Consider the following 24,096-nt stretch of genomic DNA (forward strand, 5'->3'; position numbering starts at 1 on the left):
TGCCTGTCAGAACGCCAGATTAAATATGACGAGTGAGATGATGAGCATGATCACCGTATGCTTCACCCCTGCCTTCACCGAACCCTCACCCATCTGCCCTGCAATCAGACCGGAGAAGAAGGCACTGATCAGACAGGCGTGGAAGAGCAGACGTGAGATGACAATCAGGGTGTCACCCTGAGCGATAGACATCATGGATGCGGGGACATTCTCCAGACTCCCGCCTGTCCCCATGTCCCGCAGAATGGAGAGGAAATTCCAGTCAAGGACGACGACAACGAAGAGAAAAACTCCAAAGGCGAGGTAGATGACGATGATGTAGATGATCATGTCAGCAAGGCGCTCCCGCTTCAGCGTCTCAGACATCCTCGCGTCGTTTGCGGCAATCGAGAGAATCTCTGCAATATCCCCCGTCATCTCACTTGCCTTGGTAATGAGTGTCACATTCCGGGCGATAGCCGCCGTCTGCACCCGGTGTTCAAACCGGACGAGGGCATCGGAGAAAAGGCCACCCCAGTCAAGATCCCGTTTAATCCGGTGGATTTCATAGGATATCAGTCCCAGATTGGTCTTTTCCAGCACCGCAATGGCCCGTGCCGGTGTCAGCCCCACCCGGTTGATGCCGGAGAGACGGGAAAGAAATTCCGGAATGCTCTCTTCAATGCCGCGGACCTTTCGCCTCCATAGTTCATAGAGAACGGCATAGGGCACCAGCACAATAAGAAGGGCGATGATCAGGTGATCGTCGACCACATTCAGGTAGAGTTCAAAGTCCTGATACTGCGGCACCACCAGGTACACGAGGGTGAGATAGCAGAGCATCAGGGGAACCGTGACAATAAATGTCCGGTTCAAATCGACCATAAACCAGGCGAGGGGATGGCGGACAAATTCCCGGAATGTCCTCCACCGGTCATTGCGGTAGAGGATGGAGAAGAGACCCTCCTCGCCCTCCTGCTGTACCACACGCACGTCCCGGAATTCACGGAGTTCGACCCGCCGGGTCACCCGCCGCACTTCATCGACGTGCAGGGAGATCATATCCACAAAGATGATGAAGATCAGAGACCCGATGGGAATCAGCCCGTAAATAACCGCAGCCATCTGGACGACAGAGGTCTGCCCCATCAGCCCTACCACCACCATGATGATGATGAGAAAGAGCGGACCCGCCACAAAGAGGGTCACATAGGACTCTGCCACGAGCTGAAGCGTAGAGAGAAACTGCTTCTGCTGGAACCGGGCATCATCCTGGTACACGCGTACACGGGACCCGAGGAAATGCCCCACATTTCCGCCGGACTCGATAATAGAGATAAAGTCCTCGAGAAAGTCCTTCAGTTTATCCGAGGGGGTCGTAAGAGAGAGCGTACGGATTGCGGTGACCACATCAACCCCGAAGTACTCGGTGTCCCGCACCACCTGCCGGCACTCATACGCCACTTCCCCATAGATATCAGCATTCTCAGAGAGGGATTTGAATATCGGGAAGATTTCCGCCCCGCCCCGGCGCATCGCATACATATAGCTGACCGCATTGTGCAGCGTCAGATTAATCCGGACAGCCCGGTTCTCCTTCATCATCCCCGGGTAGCGGAGCAGAAGCTGGTAGATGATACACGCGGCCGCGAGGAAAAAGAGCACGGCCACGAGGCTGCGCTGCACCATCTCCGGCAGGGTGGGCTGGATGAGGGTGACATCAGGTATCGTCGTCCCGAATACATTGACGATACTGGTGTGGACTTCAGGGAAGAAGAGCATCATCGCAATCAGATAGCCGATGATGCCGAGAACGGCCCCAAAGGTGAGGGAAATAAGCACGCAGTACGTGAGATACTGCTCTATTGTCAGCCCGCTCCGTGCGGAGAGGAGGTCCTGGCGGACAGACCGATACTTTGCCGGGCGCCGCCCGATGGCCCATTTTGCATACCTGTCTATTATCATATCAGAGCCTGTGTCAGGTCATCTATCGAGGCCATCACCGCGTCAGCATCAATATCATAGGCCCTGAGGATGCGTGAAACGACAATATAGTCCGTCAACTGCTGGTCTTTCATGGCATTCAGGACCGCAATGCGGCGGTTTACCTCTCGCATGAGGGCGTCATACGTCCAGCCCCGCTGTTCCATAATAGCTCCATAGACCACCGAACGGCCGCTGAAGGTGAATTCATCCTTCACCGGGTCATACGAAAAGACCGTGTTTACCCGGAGGTTGCCGGTGCCCGGGTCGATGCCGGCAATTTCGACGATCTCGGTTGCCCTCCGGACCCGCTCCCGCCCGATGTAGGTAAGGGCCTGGATACTCACGATATCAAGCGCCTGCACCATATTCCGCGGTACATTCAGGGGCTGATTTTCCAGCCGGTGAATGGCGGAGTCCACATCATTCGCATGCATCGTCGAGAAGGTGGTATGCCCGGTATTCATCGCCTGGAAGAGCGTCTGCGCCTCATTGCCACGGACCTCTCCCACGATGATATACTCCGGCCGCTGGCGCATCGCCGCCTTCAGCAGGTCAAACATATCGATCTTGGACGATGATGAGTCGGTAATCGCATCCCGGGTGACCGATGCAATCCAGTTCTCGTGGTAGAGCGTAATCTCACGGGTATCTTCGATGGAGACGACCTTTGAGAGCTGCGGGAGAAAGAGGGAGACCGCATTCAGGGAGGTCGTCTTTCCGGATGCCGTCCCGCCCACAAAGAGGAGGTTTTTGTTATTCTCGATGCCGATCCAGAAGTAGGCAAGAGCGGCTGCCGGGAACGTGCCCCGCATCATCAGTTCAATCGGGGAGAAGGGCTGTTCACGGAATTTACGTATGGTAAACGACGTTCCGCGGGTCGTTACCTCACTGCCGTAGGTGAGCTGCAGGCGTGACCCGTCCGGGAGCGTGGCATCTAAGACCGGATTTGAGATCGAGACGTGCTTTCCCGACCGCTGGGAGAGGCGGATGGCAAGCGAGTTGAGGGAGTCTTCATCGAAGGTGACATTCGTCCGGACATTCCGGTAGGTCCGGTGGTAGAGGAATACCGGGATCCCGATGCCGTCACAGGAGATATCCTCAAGGTTCGGGTCAATCATCAGCGGTTCGAGGCGGGCCCAGCCGAGGAAGTTGCGGTTCATGTAGTACATGACCCGGTAATAGGACGGCAGGGTGAGGGTGACACCATAGTCGTCCAGCAGACCGATGGTCTTTGAACGGAGCACCACTTCACGGTCCTGCATCACCTCATCATCGGTGAGAATCAGCACATCACGCAGATCGGCGTGCAGGCGTTCTACGACTTCATACTCAAATTCAGTCAGTTCCGGTTCATAGAGATGATATTCATGCTGATGGGTCACGTTGTTTTTGAGGATCATCACCTCAGAACAGCCGGGCGTAATCCAGTAGCGCTCCACGAGGGTATGGCCCTCCATAACCTCCGCTGTCACGAGTGACCCGTGCGTCGCCATATCATAGGGGGCAGCCGTCTTCTCCCCCCGGTGCAGCAGACCGGCGAGAAGTCCGGTCCGCTTCTTTCTCTTCTGTGGTTCTGCCGCCGCAGCGGCGGACGGTTTCGCATCCGCATCTGGCGTGGCTGCCGCCAGTGCACCTGCCACCCCCGTCTCAGACGTGCCCTCATCCTCAGGGATTTCAGGACCCTCAGGAAATGCGGATTCAGATGGATTCACCGTCTCCGAAAGGTCCGGGATTACGGGCAGCTCCTTTTCCTCCGCTGTCTCAGGCGGTCCCCGGCCCTCACCGGCACCATCACCCTCCTCCGGCTGCCGGGAACGCCCCTCTTCCGGAGCCTCCGGCGCCACGGGATTTTGTTCCCCATCTGCAGCTTCTGCCAGTATCGTATCCTCTTCAGCCATATCGTATTCATCCCCCCGGCCAGTCACGCCGGAAATAAAGGACAGGTGCTCCTATCAAGACAATTGACCTGCCGTGTTATAAAAATGTCCCAGCGCGAACATAACGGGCATTTAAAGAATAATATTAAAGCGTCTCGCGATAGAGCTGATGTATGCAGGATTCTCGCATGAAGCACATGCCAACAGGCATACCTTCCTTCGACCCGGTCCTCAACGGGGGTGTTCCACTCGGTTCGGTGATCCTTCTTTCCGGAGGGGCCGGCGGCGGCAATGTGGAGTTTGCCTACAGTTCAGTCCTCTCCCATGCCCGGGCAAAAAAAGGAGGTCAGCAGACCGGATCTGAAAATCTTTGCTTCCCGGAGGAAATAGTCTACTTCACCTTCACCAAACTGGCGTCCTCCATCCGCCGCGAGATTGAACTCTCCTTCCGGGCCGACAGCGAGACCTTTGACGGGACCGTCCGGTTCATCGACCTCTCCAAGATCTACTTTGACGCCTCGGTCGTCCCGCGGGAGTGGTACAGCAAGACCGACATTGTAGAGACCCTGCGGACCCGGCGCTATGACCCTGAGAGCCTTATCAGTGAACTCACCAAGCAGCTGGGAACGATTGCCGCAGGCAGCCTGATTGTCTTCGATTCCCTTACCGACATCGCGACGCAGGCCTTTAATGAGACAGAATGGCATCAGTTCATCAGTTTCCTGCGGGGACTCCAGCGGGTCTCAAAGCACTGGAAGACGACATATTATCTGCTCATCTCAGACGCCATATTTGAACCGCGACGGATGGCGGAGATCAAAGACTGCTGTGACGCATCGATATCCTTTGAGTGGGAGGAGACCGGCGGCAGACGTCGTCAGCGGGTCATGTTTATAGAGAAGTTCCGCATAGTAATGCCTGCCCTTGAAGAGCAGGACTTCGTGAAGTTTGCCGTCAGAATCACCGGAGACGGAGGGTTTGAAGTCAGCAATATCAGGATGGTGGTATAGGAGAATGGAACGGATACAGTTTGGCATTACCGGCCTGGACGAGATGTTTGGCGGGGGGCTGATTAAAAACAGCATCTGTGCGTTAATCGGCACATACGGGACCGGGAAGACAACGTTTGCCCTCCAGTTCATCTATGAGGGGCTGCGGCAGGGGGAGAAGGTCATCTACTTTAGTCTGGAGGAGCGTGAGGACCGTATCTACGATGTGATGGCAGACCGGCGGTTTCGGATTGACAAATACCGTGATGAATCGCTCTTTGTGATAAAACTTGACCCGAACGATTTCAATCTCTCCATCAACTCCATCAAAAAGGACCTGCCTGAACTGATCACAAAGATCGGCGCCACCCGGATCGTCATCGACCCCATATCACTCTTTGAAGGGCTCTTCGACGATCCATCCGAGCGGCGCAGAGAGATGTTTAATTTCACCGAAATGCTCCGTGATCTGGATGCCAATTTCCTTCTCACCAGTGAGACCAGCACCACGGACACCTACGCAAGCAAATACGGCCTTATTGAATATCTCACCGACACCGTGGTCGTCCTCCGCTATATCCGCCCGAAGGATCTTACCGAGGTGCACACCTCAATTGAAGTGGTCAAGATGCGGCGGAGCAACCACTCCCGCGAAATCAAACCCTATGAAATTCTGCAGGATCGTGTAAACGTCTACAACGAAGCAAGCGTCTTTTAAAAAAGGAATTTCTTTTTTTTTGGGGGAGGGGTATGCAGGCACTGGCCCGGCACCCCCCTCCGGTCCACCTTATACCGTAATGCCCACGGCATTGAGCAGCAGCAGGACGACAAATCCCGGTATCCCGCCCAGTGCACATATCAGAATGGATGCGACGGTGATGGGGATATCCCCCATCCCGAAGATATTGAAGAAATTGAATACCAGCAGAAGAACGATACCCACCACTGAATTGATGATCAGTTTGGTGACATTCTTCAGGAAATACCAGAGTGCCACTGCTATCACAATGGCAATGCCCAGCGTGAGGATGGTTTCGATCATTGCTATTTACCAATGACATGAAGGTTCTTGAACCTTACTTCAGGCAGGGTCATCCTCCCGATCTCCCGCTTCTCTTCCCCGGCACCGGCGATATCGGCAAGCATCGCAAAGAGGTTGCCGGAGAGCATCGCAGATCGGATGGGTGCGCCATACTCTCCGTCCTCCACCCAGGCGGCATTGGAGAGTTCAACCGAGAAGTCCCCGGTGATGGTGTTTGCCGTGTGGGCCCCGATCAGGCCGTGGGCAGATATCGCCTTCTCCTGCCGGACATCGTCGCGGCGTGCATCGAGTTTCAGGCAGTGGACACCAATTTCCGGGGCTCCGCCCGCACCGCTCCTGACCGCACTGCCGGTGGACGTCTGCCCGTAGCGGTATGCCGTCCGGAGGTCGTAGGCGAAGGACTGCACCGTGCCGTCCCCGATGAAATCAAGCCTGCGGGTGGCCACCCCGTCTGCATCCCAGCGGGTCGCCCCGTTCCCGACATACGGGTCGTCATACAGCACAAAGGAGGGGTCCATGCAGGGCTCACCCTTTTTGTCCGCCAGATAGGAACGTCCGGCATGGACATTTCTGCCCGAGAGTGCAGGCATGAGGATGCCGCCAATAAGCTGTGAGAGGGCCGTCGGGGTGAGGATGATGTCAGCCGTACAGGAATCGACATCACCGGCGCCGGCCCAGTAGTCTGCCAGGAATACGGCTTCTTCTGCCACACGCTCAGTGTTCAGGTCCCCGAGGTGGGTGACATGGTCAAACTCATACCCGGTCGAGGTCCCGTTTATGACCTCAAGCGAGGCAGAGGCGGAAGTCGCTTCACGAGTATAGAAGATACCATGGGTATTTGCAATCAGGGCCGAGCCCCTCCCGAGGGAGACGCCGCCGCCGGCGATCTCCGCCTCGCCACCCTCCGCTGCACCGCACAGAGCGGTGATCAGGTCGGTGGCCGTGTCCGCGTCCGGCACCAGGGACGAATCAAAGACGTCTGTCTCGCGGGAGAACTGCACCGGTTCCGGGAGGCCGCCCCATGCCTGCGGGTCGGCGATGCGCCCGGACGCGAGGGCTGCTGCAAGACAGTCCTCCCAGCGGGCAGGGGACATCGTCATCGAGGCGCCGATATGCCCGTCGGTGATCGTCCGGATGCCCAGTGCCCAGCCGACCGCCTTCTCCGCCTCGCCCACCTGACTGCGGCGGAGTTCGAGGGAGACATGGTCTGAAACGCTGAGATAGACCTCGGCCTCATCTGCCTCACGTGCGGCCTTCGCAAGCACGGCCTCCACCAGATCGGCATAGTCGGTCACATTATGCATGGCGACCACCTACCACAGCCCTCTTCAGCAAAAGATGGGGCGACCCGTCGGTGACCGGCACACTCTGCCCGCCCTTGCCGCAGTACCCCGGCGTCATCTTCCGGTCCGTCCCGCAGAGGGCGATATTGTGCATCGTCGAGAGAATGTCTCCCGAGAGGGAAACATCCCGCACCATGCCCCGCTGTTCACCGTCTTCGATCAGGTATCCGTATTCGGCATTGAACTGGAAGACGCCCCGGCCCGGGTCCACCTGCCCGCCGCGGGAGCCTTTCAGGAGAATGCCTGTTTTGCAGCCTTCCAGCAGTTCGTCCATCGTAGCATCCCCGTTCTCAATGAAGGTATTTGACATCCGGACGATGGGGGATGAACTCCCCTCGGCACGGGCATGCCCGGCCTCACCGCTGCCCACGGCAGCGAGCGTCTCGCGGCTGTGCAGGTAATTTTTCAGCACCCCGTCCCGGATGATCTCGGTCCGCTTCACGGCACATCCTTCTGCATCCACCGGCATAAACCCGAATTCGGGCAGGGTGGGGTCATCGACGACTGTTACCACCGGACTTGCGATCTGCTGCCCGGTCATGCCTTTGAGGACGGAGACGCCTTCCTTGACGAGATCACCCTCACTGGCATGGCCGATGGCCTCATGGGCAAAGACACCGGCGAGTTCCGGATCAAGGATCGCATGCATCGTGCCGCCCCGTGCCGGTGCAGCGTCCAGAAGCAGGAGGGCACGTTCTGCCGCTTCCCTGCCCTTCTGTTCTTTGTGGCGCATATTCAGCCCGGTGATCGCATGCTCGCTCTCCCGTGCCATCTGCATCTCACCGCCCCTTCCGGCCACCGCAAGGATGGAGTAGCCGGAACGGAGCGACTCATAGTGGTATTCATTGCCGGAGGAGTCCATGAACCGCACCGTCCCTTCAGACTCGATATAGCGGGCACGGGTGTTCACGATGCCCGGCAGACGGGTGGCGGATTCAATGGATGCCAGCAGTTCGGTCTTCTCTTCCAGCGACACCTCACGCGGGTCCTCTTTGATGGCGGGAACCGGCAGCACACCGGTCTGTACATCAGCAAGCTCCACCCGCTCCCCGGTCGCCTGCGAGAGGGCGAGGGCATCTGCCACCGCCCGTTTCAGGCCGCTGTCCCCGACCTCGGAGAAGTTGTCGATGATGACCATCCCCCAGCCGGCGGCACCGAGTGCACGGACAATCGCTGTATCGGCAAACGACTGTCCTGCGGCCTCAATGGTCCCGTTTTCAATATCGATATGGGTGGATGTCCCGACCAGATGGCGGAGATCGTAATATCGTGGTTCTTCTGTTGCCATACGCTAAACCTGCTGGAGCATGTACTCTGTGCATTCAAAAAAAGATTTGGGAGAAAAAACCGGGAAAAAAGGCGGAAACCACCTGCGGGGATTATGCCCCGACAGGTTTTGCGTCCCGTGTCTCAGAGAAGACATGCAGCCGGCGGGCCGATATCTCTTTGATCTTTGTCATGAAGTCCTCTTTGCGCTCGAACACAAGGGCATGTTCGAGGACCTCCTCGATGGTCGTGACCGGGATGATTTTCACCATCTTTGCATACTGCTCCTCTATGACCACGTCATCGAGGTTTGACTGCGGAATGATGACCGTGCGGATGCCGGCCTTTGCCGCCGCCTCAATCTTGTAGGTCACCCCGCCTATTGGCAGCACCTGGCCGCGGACCGAGAGGGACCCGGTCATGGCGACATCCTGGCGGACCGGGATGTTTTCGATGGCGCTGATGACAGCCGTTGCCACGGTAACCGAGGCAGAGTCGCCCTCCACGCCACTGTAGGTGCCGAGGAACTGGACGTGGACATCCATGTTCCGGATGTCCTTTCCCGTGAAGTTCTTGATGATGGCACTGACGTTCTTGATGGATTCCTGTGCAATCTCCTTCAAAAGACCGGTGGCAATCACCTGTCCGGTGGCACCCTGTGTCGGGGTCACTTCGGCGACGATCGGGAGCACCGACCCGGAGTCACTGCCCATCACCGCAAGGCCGTTCACCCGGCCCACGAGGGAGCCTTCGACCACGGTAAGGTCATACTCACGGGACCGCCGGATGTATTCATCCGAGACCTGATCCTCGATGGAGCGGGCCATGCTCTTTGCGTCCAGCACATGCTTCGCGGTGGCAATCTCTGCCCCTTCCTGCCGGGCAAGGTCACCTGCGACACGGATGAGACCGCCCATGTCACGCAGTTTGAGGGTGAGGTGCCCCTTCCGGTTGGACCGGCGGCGCCCCTCAAGCAGGAGCTCGTCAATCGCACCCTGGTCAAAGTGCGGGATCTTCCCATCGTTTTTGACTTCCTGTGCAATGAACCGGATGAACTTCTCACGGTTCTCCGGGGTGTCGGGCATCGTCTCCTGCATGTAGACCTCATATCCGTAGCCGCGGATACGGGACCGGAGTGCCGGGTGCATCCCCTGCACACCGTCCATGTTGCCTGCCGCGACCATCACAAACCGGCACGGAACCGCCTCGGTGCGGACCATGGCGCCGCTTGAGCGCTCGCTCTGGCCGGTGATGGGGAACTCCCCCTCCTGCAGGGCGGTTAAGAGGCTCTGCTGGGAGTGGGGGGTGAGGGTGTTGATCTCATCGATGAAGAGCACACCCTTGTGCGCCTTGTGAATGGCACCTGCCTCGACACGGTCGTGGGCAGGCGTCTCCAGCCCGCCGGACTGGAACGGGTCATGGCGGACATCACCTAAGAGGGCGCCGGCGTGCGAGCCGGTGCCGTCGATGAAGGGTGCCGTGGAGTCGGGCTTGGTGGAGACGAGGAGTTTGGGGACCATTGCCTCCTCTTTGGGCCGTGAGTACTGCATCGCCATGAAGATGAAGGCGGCGGCGATGATGCCGAACAGGAGCTGCCCGGAGATGAGGGCATAGCCCATGATGCCGAAGATGAGGAGCATGATGAGGGTGCTTCTCGTCTGCGTGCGTTTGCGGGCCTCCTGCTTGTGGGCGCCCACAATCTCCTTGCCTCTGCCGGACGGAACCGTACGGACCACCGGCTCATTCGGGTCCTCTGAGTTCGGGTAGATGAGAATGTCCTGCATCTCCTCTTTCGGGAGCAGCTCTGCCATTGCCTTGGCAAGCATCGATTTGCCGGTTCCGGGCGTTCCGATCATCAGGACATGCCTGCGCTGTATGGCTGCCTTGCGCATCACCTCAACGGCATGCTCCTGACCAATAACCTGATCAATCAGGCTGTCCGGTACCGGGATCTCCCCGGAGTTTGCCACTTCCGTGAGCGGAACAGAAACCCCTTCCGGGGACGCAGGTGCCTCTGACCCTGCGCTGCCCGCCTCTTCTGCCCCGGAATCAAAGACCTCCGGTGCCGGTGAAGCGGGGGACGGGACGGTGTCCGGTGCAATGCCGGAGTCCTCTGGTATCGTATCTTTTGAAATATGTGAATCAGTCATATAGTTTCCGGACCTCACTTTAGACCGGTAGTGCTTTAGTAATCTATTCTGATACTTTAAGTACTTTCTAATACAGGTAATCCGGATGAAGGTAGTATGTACAGAAAAATCCCAGGTTCTGGGCTCAAAGGTTGCAAAGGCGCTCGATTTACCATTTGTTTATTCGCAGTTTAAAGCATTTCCGGATGGAGAACTGTACCTGAAAACAGGCAGTCTGGACGGAGAAACCCTGCTGGTATCAAGCACCGCTGACAACGAATCCCTTGTCCAGCTGTTGCTCATGATCGACGCATGCGACGCAAGTGACATCACCCTTGTTTTGCCCTACATGGGATATGCCCGGCAGGATAAACGGTTCAATGACGGGGAGCCGGTGAGCGGCCGTGCGGTCGCCCGGGCACTCTCCGCAGGCGTCTCGCGGGTCATCACGGTGAACATCCATGAGTCAACCGTCCTCTCGCACTTCCGGGTGCCTGCGGCCGACATCACCCTGGCACCGGAGATGGCAGCGTGGATCCGGGGGCTCGGATGTGACGAACCCCTCATCCTTGCACCGGATAAGGGGGCCGCCCGGTTTGCCGCAGATATTGCGAAAATCGGCGGATGGGAGACCGATCATCTCTCAAAGACCCGCCTCTCAGGGGAAGAGGTCAGGATTGCGCCGTCGACGGTGGATGCCGGCGGCCGTGACATTGTCATAACAGACGACATCATCTCCACCGGCGGAACCCTTGCGACCGCAGCAGGGATGCTGAAAGAGGGAGGCGCCCGGTCGGTGCATGCCGCCTGTGTCCACGGCGTCTTTGCCTCCGGAGGGTTTGCCCGCCTCGCCTCAGCAGGCCTTGCATCGGTTGCAGCCTCCGACACCATCGAGTCGGCGGCATCCGCCTACTCCGCGGCAGAAATGATTGCTGCAGCAGTGCGGAAATAATGGAAGAGATTACCAAAAAACGGGTGGTGCTTGACGCATCCGTCTTTTTTGCAGATCTGCCGGTGGAAGGTGAATTCTACACCACCCCCGCTGTCCTCACCGAGATAAAGACACAGTCAGCACGGATGCGCCTCGCCCTTCTGGAAGAGCAGGGTCTCCGTGTTCATGCACCCGGCCCTGCCGCACTGGCAAAGGTATCTGAGGCCGCCCGGCGAAGCGGTGATCTGAGCGTTCTCTCAGAAACCGATGCAGGCATCCTCGCCCTTGCAGCAGAACTCGGGGCGGCCGTCATGACCGACGACTTTGCAGTGCAGAACACCGCACAGAGGCTGGAAATCCCCGTCATTCCCATCCTCCAGCGTCGGGCCGCGAAACGGAAGTGGAAATACCGATGCACCGGCTGCGGACGGTTCTGGTCCGGTCCCGGCGAATGCGAGGTCTGCGGAGCCGAGATCCGGAGGGCGCAGTCCGGAAAAAAGTATTAGCCTCTTCTCACCGAATAGGTAATCACGATGTCTTCTCTCGATGAACTTATAGGAAAGGCAAAACTGCTGCATTCCGAGGGCCACAGCCCCAGCCAGATCGCTGATGAACTCTCCCTCTCGATGGAGACCGTAACCTGGCTTCTGACCCAGCAGAAGGATACCGAGGCACCGAAGGATATCCACATCAACTGGACCGTCGTCGGCGGAAATGCGGATATGCTGCGTGACGCGGCACTGCTCCTTCTCAAGCGGTATTACTACGGCGAGGCGGACGCACGGGACTGCAGCCTCACCGATATCCCGGCACCGGAGCTGGTTGTGGGAGTCGCCCACTCGGGCATTCCCCTTGCAACGATCATTGCGGCCGAGGAGGGGGCGCAGTTCACCATGTACCACCCGAAGAAGCATGCACAGGGCGAGAATCCGGTCGGATCCATCTCAGGAAACTTCGCACAGGTGCAGGGCAGGCACTGCCTGATCATTGACGACGTCATCACCTCCGGCAACACGATGAAGGACATCATCAGCCACCTCAGAAACCACGGGGCAGTCCCGGAAGCAGTCTGCGTCCTCTTCAATAAAAGAAATATCCGGGAAATTGACGGCGTCCCGGTATTCAGCCTCTTCCAGGTCTCCCGGATAGACTAAAAACCTGACCCGCATTCAGGGCACAGGTATATTCGTCATCCCTTTCTTTTGTGGAATTTCAGATTCCGCTGGTGCGGGCCGCCCTGACAGGGGTGACCCTCCACCCGATATACCTCCCCCCGGAGATTTCTGCAGGATCACCTCCGGAGAGTGGAATCCAACAGCACGACGGATTATTTCTGCAGCATACGGTTTCCCCGCAATAAACAGGCCGGTCTCATTGTTAATGAGGGCACGCTGATACTTCTCCGCCTCCGTGTAGTATGCAAATGCACGGTGCATGTGGTTCATCCGGTAGAACTCCGGCAGGTTATCCACAGGACCTCCAACCGTCAGATTCCGGCAGACAGGGCAGTCACAGAAATCAGAGAGCGGACGCCCCTCCCCATAGTACTCCTCCATTTTTTCAAAGGTGTAGGTGCTGTAGTCACAGGGTGCAAAGTAGCGGATAGTCTTCACCAGATTAGCCCTCTCCTCCCCTTCCATCCGGGAGAGAAGGTCAGCGAAATACTGCCGGACATGATCACTCAGGGCAATGGTATTGACGGTATCCACCCCAAACCAGTTGATAAGCATCCCCAGCGTACCCTGGTTCTTCACCTCATGATACTGGAGAGGGGCAGAGAATGCATGCACCCAGATGTCCCGCTTCTTCAGCCTCTTACGCACCTGATAGAGCAGGGGTTTGTCCAGACGGCGGCAGTCGATGCCTATGCCTCCCAGCTGCGGGAGATAGCGCTCCAGCATCGCGAGATCAGATGCTGTACGGGCAATACCCATCAGCGGTGTTTCACTCCACGTATTCTGCTGCCACTCCAGTGCTGCCTGCACCGCCCGTTCATAGGCATGCGTATCGCAGAATGGACGCGGAATCTCAATTACGTTCGCACCCGCCCGGTACTGGAGACGAAGCAGGTCGACAAATGATTCTTTCGGGAGCCCCGCAACGTCGGTAAAGAAGGTGTAATGCAGCAGTTTGGCAGGGGACTCTATCCGGCGCATCCGCTCACAGACGGCATCCTCCATCGCCTCTTTTTTCTCCGGGTGCCGGCGCATTCGCTCAATATCTGATCGATGCACCCAGAGATCATATTCACCCACACTGGTGCGGCACCGGGGATCAACCGGTGCATCCCCCATCGCATGACATCCAATATCTGACGCCACATAGGCCGGCGTCATTACATGGCCCCCCCCAATGTCCAGCACCCCCTGCCGGCCATTGAAGTCATCCACTTCAACAACAAATGATGACATCTAATTCAACAACATGTGATGACATGGAAACGAACATATATATAATTAATTGACCAAAAACACGCATTTTATCCACAAAATGCGATACAGATAAATATTATGTACAAATCAGGACATTCAATTTGAAAACAAGACTGCACAGGAAAAAACCGATCCAATCCACCCCACGGATCGGCAAATATCAGGTACAAGGAGACACCGTCCGGTCAGATATGGGGGGCAACCTTCGCGACTGCGGCGAAAGACACCGCATCACCCATCTCTGCAGCAAAAGGGCAGTGCAGGGATCTATCACCACCATTGTACTGCAGAAGCTTCCGGCAGAACGGCCGGTCATACTACTGCTGAGCGCTGGCGCCGCTCACCAGAGCGCCGTTCCGGTCCTCTCACGGAGGAGGCGCAGGAAGCACCAGATAGACAGGGACGGATCTCATTCACAATTTCATGACCTTTCCCACCCCCGATGCCGGAAAGCGTGGTGGAGAAATGCTGCCTGACATGCTCGCTCAGGGTAAGGCTGCTGACAGTATCCACTCCAAACCAGTGGATGACCATCCCCGGCATCTCCCGACCATGCATCCCAGAGTATGAACAGGGAAACGAGAATGCATGCACCCGGACATCCTGGTGCTTCAGCTTCCTGCGAACCAGATAGAGAAGTGGTTTGTCCAGACGGCGGCAGTCAAGGCCAATGCCACCCAGATGCGGCAGATACCGCTCCAGCATCATGAGATCATCAGCAGTTCGGGCAATACCCATCAGCGGGGCTCCACAGCCGGTATGCCGCTGCCACGCCAGTGCATCCAGAACAGCCTGTTCATACATCCCTGTAGTACAGTATACCCGGGGAATCTCAACCACACCGGCACCCGCCCGGTGCTGGAGGAGGAGCAGAGCGGTTAAGCTCTCCTGACGCAGCCCCACAACATCGGTGAAGAAGTTGAAATGCAGCAGTCTGACGGGAGAGGGAAGCCGGTTCATCCGCTCACAGACAGCATTCTCCATTCTCTCTCTCTCATCCGGGTGCAGGCGGAGACGCTCGCCATCCATCCGCCCGAACCAGAGATCACAGACACCGGCATCCGGAACATTCGTCACCCCACGACAAAACCCATCCGGCGGTATATAGGCAGGAGTCCTGACACTGGCGCCACCCACATCAAGCACACCCTGCCGGCCATGGGCATCATTCACCTCCACAACAAATGGTGACATAGACAGATCATTTACGCACACATATTAATTATAATCGGCTGATTTTGTGATTGAATAAATGAATACATATTGACATTGCCGAAGAGCATTACTCTCGGAATCGTGTCTGCACACGGGAGCACAGCCGGTCGTCATTTAGCACGGCACAAACAGCACCCGTATATTTTTGGAAAAAAACAGTCGCATATCGTCACCATACTTCATCCTGATCCCCCAAAGATGCATCTGCCCTGAGCTCAAACACAATGCATATATAGAAGTTCAAATCCAATTTTATGACGCTTTAAGGAGTATCTGCATTATGTTAGCGGGACAGCCAATTATTATATTACGGGACAATGTAGACCGCATTGGCGGCAACGAAGCCCAGAGATCCAATATTATGGCGGCCAAAGCAATCGCTGAAGCCGTGCGCACCACCCTCGGCCCACGGGGAATGGACAAAATGATGGTCTCCTCATCCGGAGATGTGGTCATCACCAACGACGGTGCGACCATTCTCCACGAGATGTCAGTGGAACACCCGACGGCAAAACTCGTCGTCGAGGTTGCTGAGACCCAGGACAATGAAGTCGGAGACGGCACCACCACCGCAACGATCTTCATCGGCAGTCTGATGGAGCAGGCGGAAGCCCTCCTCAACCGGAAAGTTCACCCGACAGTCATCGCAAACGGATACCGTCTTGGTATGCAGAAGGCGATGGAGGTCATCAATGAACAGGTCATCAAAGCCGACGGAGAGGACCGTGAAATGCTCATCAAGGTCGCAGCAACCGCTGTTACCGGAAAGTCCATTGAAGGTGTCAAAGACAAGATCACCGGCATTGTCGTCGATGCCGTGCTTGCAGTCGCCCGGAAGGATGAAGACGGAAAGTACACCGTCGATGAGGATGACGTCCAGATCAAGACGATGGTCGGAGACCACATGGAAGACGCGGAACTGCTCAGGGGATTCCTCCTCGACAAGACCCGTGTCCAGCACTCCATGCCAAAGCGGCTCGAGAATGCAAAGATTGCCATGCTCTCCCAGCCACTTGAGGTGACAAAGACCCAGGTGAAGTCCAAGATCAAGATCACCTCCGCAGAACAGATGGAGGCATTCAGCGTGCAGGAGAACGAGACACTCCGTGCTATCGCAGAAGAGATTGTAGCCTCCGGCGCAAACACCGTCTTCTGCCAGAAGGGCATCGCAGACGCCGTCCAGTACTACCTCGCAAAGGAGAATATCATCGCCATTCAGGACGTCCCTGAATCCGACATGAAGAAACTCTCCCGTGCAGTCGGCGCAACCATCGTGAGCAAGCCTGAGGATCTCACAGAGGAGACCCTTGGCGAGGCAGGCCTCATCGAAGAGATGAAGGACATCACCATCACCAAGATCACCGACTGCAAGCACCCTCACACCGTGAGCATCCTCTTAAAAGGCACCTCACAGGTCTTCATCGACGAGCTCGAACGCGGCGTCTACGACGCAGCCCGTGTCGTGATGGATGCACTTGAAGACGGGGAGTACCTCGTCGGCGGTGCCGCCATCGATACCGAACTGATGATGAAGATCAGTGAGTTTGCGGCAACCCAGGAAGGCAGAACCCAGCTGGCAATCGAAGCATTCGCCCGGATGTTTGAGGTTATCCCCTACACCCTCGCGGAGAACTCAGGCTTTGACCAGATTGACAAGATGGTCGCCCTCAAGGCGGCACACGCAAACGGCGAAAACCACGCCGGCCTGAATGTCTTCACCGGCGAGATCATCGATATGTATGCAGAAGGCGTCATCGAGCCCGCCCGTGTCAAGCGGCAGGCAATTATGTCAGCGACCGAGACCGCTGCACTCATCATCCGTGTCGATGACATGATGATCTCAAAGAGTGCATCCCAGATGGGAATGTAAGATCCCCTAACCCATCGTACCCGTTTTTTTTATTTTTTCTTCCGTACGTGCACCGTTTTCCCGGACGCCGCGATATATAATCTATATATTTTCCCGCGCACCTGATCGGAGAGTAAATATACCAAACCGCTCAGCACCCTTCCGCCAGGAAAGGAAAAGAAGAGCGTTTCCGACGCACAAACAGCATTTTAACTGTAATCAGATGAATTTGAGGCAAATACGGCCTGTTTGGAACAATGATAATGATAAATAATGATTAATTCTCAATCTTCACCCATAGGTGTAATAGCGTGGAACTCTTGGTATTCCTGATTCTTTTCCCTGCACTGGCGGCATTACTATTCGGTGTTCTGCCGAACAGCCGCCTCAGGGATACAATAGTGGTACTGGTATCTGCGATTATCATCGCAGCCAGCCTGTATCTCTTTGTACTGTTTGCAGGGGCCGGGACGGTGTATTTTGACATCGACGGCGGCATGATCTCCCAGATCATGACCGGACTCGAAGTCATTATATCCGCCGGTCTCCTGTATCTTGCCGCAAAATACCGGCAGTATCTCATTGCCGGGCTGGTCGTGGTCCAGCTGGGAGTGGTGCTCTATGCCGAGTCCCTTATGCACGGGACGGAAGCACTGAACAATCTGTTCATTGACCCGTTCTCCGTCATCATGGCGATGATCATAGGCATCATCGGCAGCCTGATCTGTATCTATTCAGTCGGCTACATGCGTGACTACCACGCCCATCATGCGGAGATGCCGGACAAACGGCGCTGGTTCTTTGCCCTGCTCTTTGTCTTTCTGGCGGCAATGTTCGGTGTCGTATTCTCCAACAACCTCTTCTGGCTCTTCTTCTTCTGGGAAGTGACCACCCTCTGTTCCTTCCTTCTGATTGGATACAGCTGGGATGAGCAGGCGAGGAAGAATGCATTCTGGGCACTGCTCCTGAACCTTGTGGGCGGTCTTGGATTTGCATTCACCTTCGTCTGGGTCGGGCTGACCGATCCCTCAGGGAGCCTGATTATGATGGACAGCCTGCTCGCAGCAGGCCCTGCTGTCGCCATGATACCTGCGGCCCTCATCGGGTTTGCCGGCCTCACCAAGGCGGCACAGATGCCGTTCTCCTCATGGCTGGTCGGTGCAATGATTGCACCCACCCCGGTATCGGCACTCCTGCACTCCAGTACGATGGTAAAGGCCGGTGTCTATGTCATCGTCCGGTTTGCCCCCGTCTATGACGCAAGCATGGTCGGCTATATCATCTCCCTTGTGGGCGGCGTGACGTTCCTCCTGGCATCGGGCATCGCGATATCACAGTCCAATGCAAAGAAGGTCCTTGCCTATTCAACGATTGCAAACCTTGGCCTTGTCGTGGCCTGTGCCGGTATCGGCACCTATGCGGCAGTCTGGGCGGCAATCCTTCTGATTGTATTCCATGCAGTCGCAAAGTCGCTCCTCTTCCTCTCGGTGGGAACGGTGGAGCACAAGATCGGGAGCAGGGACATCGAGGACATGAGCGGACTTATCAGCCGCATGCCGAGGATTGCGTTGATGATGGTCATCGGTATCGCCGGCATGTTCCTTGCCCCCTTCGGGATGCTCATCTCGAAGTGGGCGGCCCTTCTGGCATTTCTCGACGCACAGTTTGGTTTCATCCTCATCCTCCTCCTGGCATTCGGCAGTGCGGTGACGGTCTTCTTCTGGACCAAATGGCTGGGAAAACTGGTGGCGGTCGCATGGAAACCCGAACCTCTGGAAGTAAAGATATCCACCTATGAATTCAGTGCTCTCGTGCCCCTCACAGTGCTGATGGTCGCAGTCTGTATCGGCTTCCCCCTGCTCTCCTCAGAGCTGGTGGTGCCCTACGTCTTCGCCATCTACGGGATGGCCGCAACCCTCGGGCAGGCAAACGTCACCATCATGCTGATGATGATCTTCATGGTGCTCATAATGCCCCTTTCCCTGTTCCACTTCCGGAAAGACCGCAAGGTGCTGTCGCATTATGTAGGCGGCAGGCCCTCCACCCCTGACATGCATTTCAAGGGCAGCATCGGTGTGCAGCGCCCGGTGGCGCTCGGCAACTACTATCTCGCGGACTACTTCGGTGAAAAACGCCTTTCACATATCGGCAACGGCCTGTGCATCGCATTCATTGCCATGATTGCGGTTACGCTTCTCATGGGGGCGGCGATATGATCACTGAAATAATCTTTGCCATCGGCTTTGTCATCTTTGCACCCTTCATCGGTGCACTCATCGGCGGTATCGACCGGAAGGTGACCGCACGGATGCAGGGGCGTGTCGGTCCGCCGGTGCTTCAGCCGCTCTATGACGTCTTCAAGCTCTTCGAAAAGGAGAAGGCAGTTGTCAGAAACGAGGTGAACTTCTACATCTTCTCGTACCTGGTGTTCGTCATATTCACCGGAGCACTCTTCTTCTCCGGCGGAGACATCCTGCTGGTCATCTTCGCACTGACACTCGCCCATGCCTTCCTGATCCTGGGGGCCTATGCAGCAGTCTCCCCATACAGCCATGTCGGAGCGGAACGTGAGCTCTTACAGCTGATGGCAGTCGAGCCAATGCTGATTCTTACGGCAACCGGATTCTACATGGCCACCGGCTCATTTGCCGTCAAAGACATCGCGCTCTGGCCTGAGCCCATCGTCATGACCATCCCGCTCATCTTTGTGGGCATCGTCTATGTGCTCACCATCAAGCTGCGCAAGTCACCCTTTGACCTCGCAACCAGCCACCATGCCCACCAGGAGCTGGTGAAGGGGGTTACCACAGAGTTTGCCGGCCCCACCCTCGGTATGGTCGAGATTGCGCACCTCTACGAGACGGTATTCTTCCTCGGCATCATCTGGCTCTTCTTTGCCTCCATGCCCTGGGTCGGTGTTCTTGCCGTCATCATTGTGTATTTCCTTGAGATACTCGTAGACAATACCACCACACGTGTCCGGTGGCAGGTGATGCTCAGGAGTGCATGGCTCGTGGCACTCGTTGCCGGTGCAATCAACCTGGGGGTTCTTGCCCTGCTCTAGGGAGGTGAGTGAAAAAATGTCATATATTACAAAATCCCCGTGGGTAATCCATTACGACGGATCCAGCTGCAATGGATGCGATATTGAAGTGCTTGCATGCCTCACCCCGCTCTATGATCTCGAGCGGTTCGGGATTGTCAACACCGGCAACCCAAAACACGCCGATGTCTTCCTGATCACAGGGGCCATCAATGAGCAGAGCCTGGCAGTTGTCAAAAACACCTATGAACAGATGCCGGACCCGAAAGTCGTGGTCGCCATCGGCATCTGCGCCACCTCCGGCGGCGTATTCCGGGAATGCTATAATGTCATGGGCGGGGTTGACCAAGTCATCCCGGTCGATGTCTATGTGCCCGGATGTGCGGCACGCCCGGAGTCCATTATTGACGGGGTTGTCCGTGCCCTCGGAATTCTCGAAGAGAAACGGACAAAGATGGCAGAGAAGGGGGGAACAAAGAAATGATCGAACAGAAACACACCATTATTGAAATTCCGGTCACCGGCCTCCTGAAAAAGACGGAGGAGTACCACACAAAGGGGTATCGGCTGGTCCAGATCGGCTGCACCCCTCTCGGAGACCGGTATGAAATCAATTATACCTTTACCAACACTTCGTACGAATTCGAGAGCCTCCGGATAACGGTTCACGACGGTGATGAGATACCCAGCATCTCCGGCATCTACTGGGGGGCATTCATCTATGAAAACGAGACTCATGACCTCTTTGGTTTGACCGTGACCGGCATGAACGTCGATTTCCAGGGACACCTCATCGAGACACGGATCCCGACACCCTTCAAAAACCCACCATCGGTAACGAAAGTTCCCAAAGGAGGGGATGCATCATGAGCAACCGGATTGTTGTGCCATTCGGCCCCCAGCACCCGGTGCTGCCCGAGCCCATTCATCTCGACCTGGTGCTGGAGGACGAGCGGGTGGTGGAGGCAGTGCCCACTATCGGGTATGTCCACCGCGGCCTTGAGAAACTGGTTGAGAAGCGGGATTACAAGGATTATGTCCTCATCGCAGAGCGTATCTGCGGCATCTGCTCGTTTACCCACTCGGTGACCTACTGCAATGCGATTGAACATATCATGGGCATTGAGGTCCCGGCCAGGGCACAGTTCATCAGGACCATCTGGATGGAATACTCAAGGATGCACTCCCACCTGCTCTGGCTCGGCCTGACGGCAGATGCGATGGGATTCGAGAACCTCTTCATGAACGCATGGCGCCTGAGAGAGGAGATCCTCGATGACATGGAGGCCACCACCGGCGGCCGGGTCATTCAGGGCTCGTCCAAGGTTGGTGGTATCCGCCTCGACATCCCGGACGAGAAACTCGGCGAGATGGTGGACCACCTGAAGAAAATCAGGCCTCTTCTGGAGGAGTCGAACCGTATCTTCACCCACGACCAGACCGTGCGCCACCGGATGCGGGGGCTCGGCGTGCTCACAAAGGAAGAGGCATGGGAGCTCGGTGCGGTCGGCCCGGTGGCCCGCGGCAGCGGCTGTGACATGGATGTCCGTTCAAGCGGCTACTCGGCATACGGGGAACTCGGATTTAAGCCCATAACGCTCCCCCACGGAGACTGTCTGGACCGCTGTCTCGTTCGCTCAGAAGAGGTGCTGGCATCCATTGACCTCGTCGAACGTGCGGTCGCAAAGATGCCGGACGGCCCCATTGAAGAGAAGGTGAAGGGCAACCCGAACGGGGAGTATTTCGCCTTCTCGGAACAGCCCCGTGGCGAGTGCATGCACTACGTGAGGGCAAACGGCACAAAGAATCTCGTCCGCCACCGTGTGCGGACACCGACCCTGACAAACATCCCGCCCCTCGTGAAGATGCTCGCAGGCATCGAACTGGCGGATGTGCCGGTGGTGGTGCTGACGATTGACCCGTGTATCGGGTGTGCGGAGAGGTGAGATAAGTATGCCATTATTTACCATGGTTAAGCGGGCACTTGCAAATGTGACGGGGAAACCCGCCACCCTGATGTACCCGGCAACGCCCGCCAAACAGTATGAGGCATCCCGCGGACATGTGGTCATTGCAATCGAGGACTGCATCTACTGCGGCAACTGCCAGCGCCACTGCGTCTCACAGGCGATCACGGTCGACCGCGAGGCCCGAACCTGGGAGATCAACCGCCTCCGCTGCATCATCTGCGGTGTCTGCGCAGAGGTCTGCCCGAAAGACTGCATCTTTATGGAACCCGACTACCACCCGTCGTCTGAAGGGCAGTCGGTAGAGTTTGTGCAGGGGCCGCCTGCACCACCCAAGGAAGAGAAGAAACCAAAAGCTGAGGAGTAATCCCCGGCACATCCTTTATTTGTCCGGGGACTTTTTTTTTGTGTCGGCCCGGTGTTTTTGACCATTCTTTGCCTGTTTATTCTCGGTGTAATCGTTCCCTGCCACAATTGGAGATCTGATGACACCCGATTCTGCTCCACCTACCCACGTGAAGCAGTCTCTTCTATCGTTACCTCCCCTTCACCGACCGATGCATCCTCAGGAAGAGACCGGTTTCCGGCAAAGATGAGGACGGTGTCCGGAATGAGGCCGCAGCGCAGCAGGAGGTCTGCATAGGTCTCATTCTCTTCATAGATAATCTCTGAAACGGTCTGTGAACGGGAGAACCGGAATCGGACAACAGGCATACCCATTATCTGGGAGTGCCGGGTTAAAAAAAGGACGGAACCAGACTCTGCCCGTCAGAAGGGGAGGGAGAGATATTCCATCTGCTCGATTCGCGTCGTCACAACCGGGTCCATCCCTTTGGTGACAAGATCCGCGTATCCCACCGGCCCTGCCTCCAGCATGACCGTCACGGTTTCGGTCCGGATAGCACCGGGTTTAATGGTGCCGAATTCCACACTCTCATGAGCCATCCGTGACATCTGGGTGGGATCAGGCGTCATCACGGTGATGCCTGCAATGATATCATTTGCAGACGCCGTTCCTGTATTTGTGACCGTAACGGTCATGCTGTACCAGATTGTTTCCGAGGCGGCATCCGTATTCGTGACGGTAATGTCAGTCGCCTCCACGAGAATCTCCGGCTGTGCTTCGGTGCATCCTGCGGCGAGGAGGACGCAGGCAAGGCAGGCAAAGAGACCGGCCAGGCGTATACCGGAAAAGAAAGGGGTTGATTTCATTACTCATTTCATTATCCCTCCGGGAAAATAATACCTGCCGGACACCCGATTATCCCATCGATACAGGCATTTATCACGATGCCGGGTAAAGATATGAGATTATGACAGTGACACTTCCGCCGTTTGAAGAAGTGGCCATATTCCACGGCCATGTCTGCCCCGGACTCGCATTCGGGTACCGGGCAGCAGAGTATGCAAAAGAATGCCTGAACACCGGCCGGTCTGCAGACGAGGAGATGGTTGCCATTGTAGAAAACGACGCCTGCATGATTGATGCCATCCAGTACATCACCGGCTGCACGATGGGGAAAGGCAACCTCATCTTCCGCGACCACGGCAAACCGGTCTACACCTTCATCCTCCGGAACTGCGAAAAGGCAGTGCGGATTGCCCAGCGCAACTCGTTTTCCCTCGATGCCCTCTTTCCCGAGGCAGGGGATATCCATGCGAGGATGAATGCAGGCACGGCCACCGATGCAGACAGGGCACGGATGCAGGAGATCCGGTCTGCGATGATCGGGAAGATTCTCACCGCACCGCTGGACGAGATCTATGAATGCAGGGAAGTCGAGCCCCACATCCCCGAACATGCCCGCATCTTCCGGTCGGTCCCCTGCGGTGTCTGCGGGGAACCGGTATCCGAGCAGCGGGCACGGGTGCAGGACGGAAAGATCGTCTGCATTCCCTGTTTCGACGAATACACCCGCGGCTGGTAAGCCAACAGATCAGACCCTTTTTTTTAATCCGCACCCACTGCACCTGCAAAAACCCATTCCGACAAATATATGCATGCCTCGGCAAAAGGTTCACATATATACGGTGATATGATGATCCCC

The 24,096-nt window shown here is 56.6% G+C and carries 23 protein-coding genes; 13 read left to right on the forward strand and 10 right to left on the reverse strand.

What is annotated here, in order from left to right; all coding sequences use genetic code 11:
* Positions 1-6: 6 nt before the first annotated feature.
* Positions 7-1,944, reverse strand: coding sequence for a type II secretion system F family protein (locus L1S32_RS08540; protein WP_278154602.1), 1,938 nt, complete (start codon positions 1,942-1,944; stop codon positions 7-9).
* Positions 1,941-3,863: an ATPase, T2SS/T4P/T4SS family gene (locus tag L1S32_RS08545; protein WP_278154603.1), complete on the reverse strand. Its 1,923-nt coding sequence runs from the start codon at positions 3,861-3,863 to the stop codon at positions 1,941-1,943. The genes L1S32_RS08540 and L1S32_RS08545 overlap by 4 nt, the downstream gene beginning before the upstream one ends.
* 152 nt (positions 3,864-4,015) lie before the next feature.
* On the opposite strand from L1S32_RS08545, the gene L1S32_RS08550 reads away from it, so the two are divergent.
* Complete coding sequence (locus L1S32_RS08550; protein ID WP_278154604.1) at positions 4,016-4,852, forward strand: RAD55 family ATPase; 837 nt, start codon at positions 4,016-4,018, stop codon at positions 4,850-4,852.
* Between the two features lie 4 nt (positions 4,853-4,856).
* Positions 4,857-5,549: a KaiC domain-containing protein gene (locus L1S32_RS08555; RefSeq protein ID WP_278154605.1), complete on the forward strand. Its 693-nt coding sequence runs from the start codon at positions 4,857-4,859 to the stop codon at positions 5,547-5,549.
* A gap of 69 nt (positions 5,550-5,618) precedes the next feature.
* On the opposite strand, the gene L1S32_RS08560 is transcribed toward L1S32_RS08555, so the two are convergent.
* The 4 genes from L1S32_RS08560 to lonB form a co-directional block, all read right to left on the reverse strand.
* Positions 5,619-5,873, reverse strand: coding sequence for a pro-sigmaK processing inhibitor BofA family protein (locus L1S32_RS08560; RefSeq protein ID WP_278154606.1), 255 nt, complete (start codon positions 5,871-5,873; stop codon positions 5,619-5,621).
* A gap of 2 nt (positions 5,874-5,875) precedes the next feature.
* Positions 5,876-7,177, reverse strand: coding sequence for a TldD/PmbA family protein (locus L1S32_RS08565; RefSeq protein ID WP_278154607.1), 1,302 nt, complete (start codon positions 7,175-7,177; stop codon positions 5,876-5,878).
* On the reverse strand, positions 7,170-8,504 hold the full coding sequence (locus L1S32_RS08570) for a TldD/PmbA family protein (protein WP_278154608.1): 1,335 nt from the start codon (positions 8,502-8,504) through the stop codon (positions 7,170-7,172). The genes L1S32_RS08565 and L1S32_RS08570 overlap by 8 nt, the downstream gene beginning before the upstream one ends.
* Before the next feature lie 91 nt (positions 8,505-8,595).
* The gene (gene lonB, locus L1S32_RS08575; RefSeq protein WP_278154609.1) at positions 8,596-10,632 is read right to left on the reverse strand and encodes an ATP-dependent protease LonB; all 2,037 of its coding nucleotides are present in this window, start codon (positions 10,630-10,632) and stop codon (positions 8,596-8,598) included.
* A gap of 85 nt (positions 10,633-10,717) precedes the next feature.
* Between lonB and L1S32_RS08580 the strand changes: the two genes are divergently transcribed.
* From L1S32_RS08580 to L1S32_RS08590, 3 genes are read left to right on the forward strand one after another with little or no spacing between them, the layout of a single operon-like run.
* The gene (locus tag L1S32_RS08580) at positions 10,718-11,563 is read left to right on the forward strand and encodes a ribose-phosphate diphosphokinase (protein ID WP_278154610.1); all 846 of its coding nucleotides are present in this window, start codon (positions 10,718-10,720) and stop codon (positions 11,561-11,563) included.
* A complete protein-coding gene (locus tag L1S32_RS08585; RefSeq protein WP_278154611.1) occupies positions 11,563-12,048 on the forward strand; it encodes a nucleotide-binding protein in 486 nt (161 codons plus the stop codon). The genes L1S32_RS08580 and L1S32_RS08585 overlap by 1 nt, the downstream gene beginning before the upstream one ends.
* Positions 12,049-12,075: 27 nt before the next feature.
* Complete coding sequence (locus L1S32_RS08590) at positions 12,076-12,696, forward strand: orotate phosphoribosyltransferase-like protein (RefSeq protein ID WP_278154612.1); 621 nt, start codon at positions 12,076-12,078, stop codon at positions 12,694-12,696.
* A gap of 15 nt (positions 12,697-12,711) precedes the next feature.
* Here the strand turns inward: L1S32_RS08590 and L1S32_RS08595 are convergent, their stop codons facing one another.
* Positions 12,712-13,953 (reverse strand): hypothetical protein, encoded by a 1,242-nt coding sequence (locus tag L1S32_RS08595; protein ID WP_278154613.1) that lies wholly within the window; start codon positions 13,951-13,953, stop codon positions 12,712-12,714.
* A 333-nt stretch (positions 13,954-14,286) separates the two neighbouring features.
* On the reverse strand, positions 14,287-15,168 hold the full coding sequence (locus L1S32_RS08600) for a hypothetical protein (RefSeq protein ID WP_278154614.1): 882 nt from the start codon (positions 15,166-15,168) through the stop codon (positions 14,287-14,289).
* A gap of 301 nt (positions 15,169-15,469) precedes the next feature.
* Here L1S32_RS08600 and thsA point away from each other — a divergent pair, with 301 nt between their 5' ends.
* The 7 genes from thsA to L1S32_RS08635 all read left to right on the forward strand — a co-directional run bounded on the left by thsA (position 15,470) and on the right by L1S32_RS08635 (position 22,415).
* On the forward strand, positions 15,470-17,059 hold the full coding sequence (gene thsA / locus L1S32_RS08605; protein ID WP_278154615.1) for a thermosome subunit alpha: 1,590 nt from the start codon (positions 15,470-15,472) through the stop codon (positions 17,057-17,059).
* Between the two features lie 290 nt (positions 17,060-17,349).
* On the forward strand, positions 17,350-19,254 hold the full coding sequence (locus L1S32_RS08610) for a proton-conducting transporter membrane subunit (RefSeq protein ID WP_278154616.1): 1,905 nt from the start codon (positions 17,350-17,352) through the stop codon (positions 19,252-19,254).
* Complete coding sequence (locus L1S32_RS08615) at positions 19,251-20,102, forward strand: complex I subunit 1 family protein (RefSeq protein ID WP_278154617.1); 852 nt, start codon at positions 19,251-19,253, stop codon at positions 20,100-20,102. Before L1S32_RS08610 ends, L1S32_RS08615 begins: the two co-directional genes overlap by 4 nt.
* Before the next feature lie 16 nt (positions 20,103-20,118).
* Positions 20,119-20,565, forward strand: coding sequence for an NADH-quinone oxidoreductase subunit B family protein (locus L1S32_RS08620; RefSeq protein ID WP_278154618.1), 447 nt, complete (start codon positions 20,119-20,121; stop codon positions 20,563-20,565).
* On the forward strand, positions 20,562-20,951 hold the full coding sequence (locus L1S32_RS08625) for an NADH-quinone oxidoreductase subunit C (protein WP_278154619.1): 390 nt from the start codon (positions 20,562-20,564) through the stop codon (positions 20,949-20,951). The genes L1S32_RS08620 and L1S32_RS08625 overlap by 4 nt, the downstream gene beginning before the upstream one ends.
* Positions 20,948-22,027 (forward strand): nickel-dependent hydrogenase large subunit, encoded by a 1,080-nt coding sequence (locus L1S32_RS08630; RefSeq protein ID WP_278154620.1) that lies wholly within the window; start codon positions 20,948-20,950, stop codon positions 22,025-22,027. The genes L1S32_RS08625 and L1S32_RS08630 overlap by 4 nt, the downstream gene beginning before the upstream one ends.
* A 7-nt stretch (positions 22,028-22,034) precedes the next feature.
* On the forward strand, positions 22,035-22,415 hold the full coding sequence (locus L1S32_RS08635) for a 4Fe-4S dicluster domain-containing protein (protein ID WP_278154621.1): 381 nt from the start codon (positions 22,035-22,037) through the stop codon (positions 22,413-22,415).
* A gap of 140 nt (positions 22,416-22,555) precedes the next feature.
* Here L1S32_RS08635 and L1S32_RS08640 read toward each other — a convergent pair whose 3' ends face one another.
* Positions 22,556-22,762 (reverse strand): thiamine S protein, encoded by a 207-nt coding sequence (locus L1S32_RS08640; protein ID WP_278154622.1) that lies wholly within the window; start codon positions 22,760-22,762, stop codon positions 22,556-22,558.
* A gap of 54 nt (positions 22,763-22,816) precedes the next feature.
* Complete coding sequence (locus L1S32_RS08645; RefSeq protein ID WP_278154623.1) at positions 22,817-23,260, reverse strand: hypothetical protein; 444 nt, start codon at positions 23,258-23,260, stop codon at positions 22,817-22,819.
* A 101-nt stretch (positions 23,261-23,361) separates the two neighbouring features.
* Between L1S32_RS08645 and L1S32_RS08650 the strand changes: the two genes are divergently transcribed.
* Positions 23,362-23,976 carry an FmdE family protein gene (locus L1S32_RS08650; protein ID WP_278154624.1) on the forward strand — a complete coding sequence of 205 codons (615 nt, stop codon included), beginning with the start codon at positions 23,362-23,364 and terminating at the stop codon, positions 23,974-23,976.
* The last annotated feature ends 120 nt before the right edge of the window (positions 23,977-24,096 follow it).

It is taken from the genome of Methanogenium sp. S4BF (assembly GCF_029633965.1).
GTDB lineage: Archaea > Halobacteriota > Methanomicrobia > Methanomicrobiales > Methanomicrobiaceae > Methanogenium.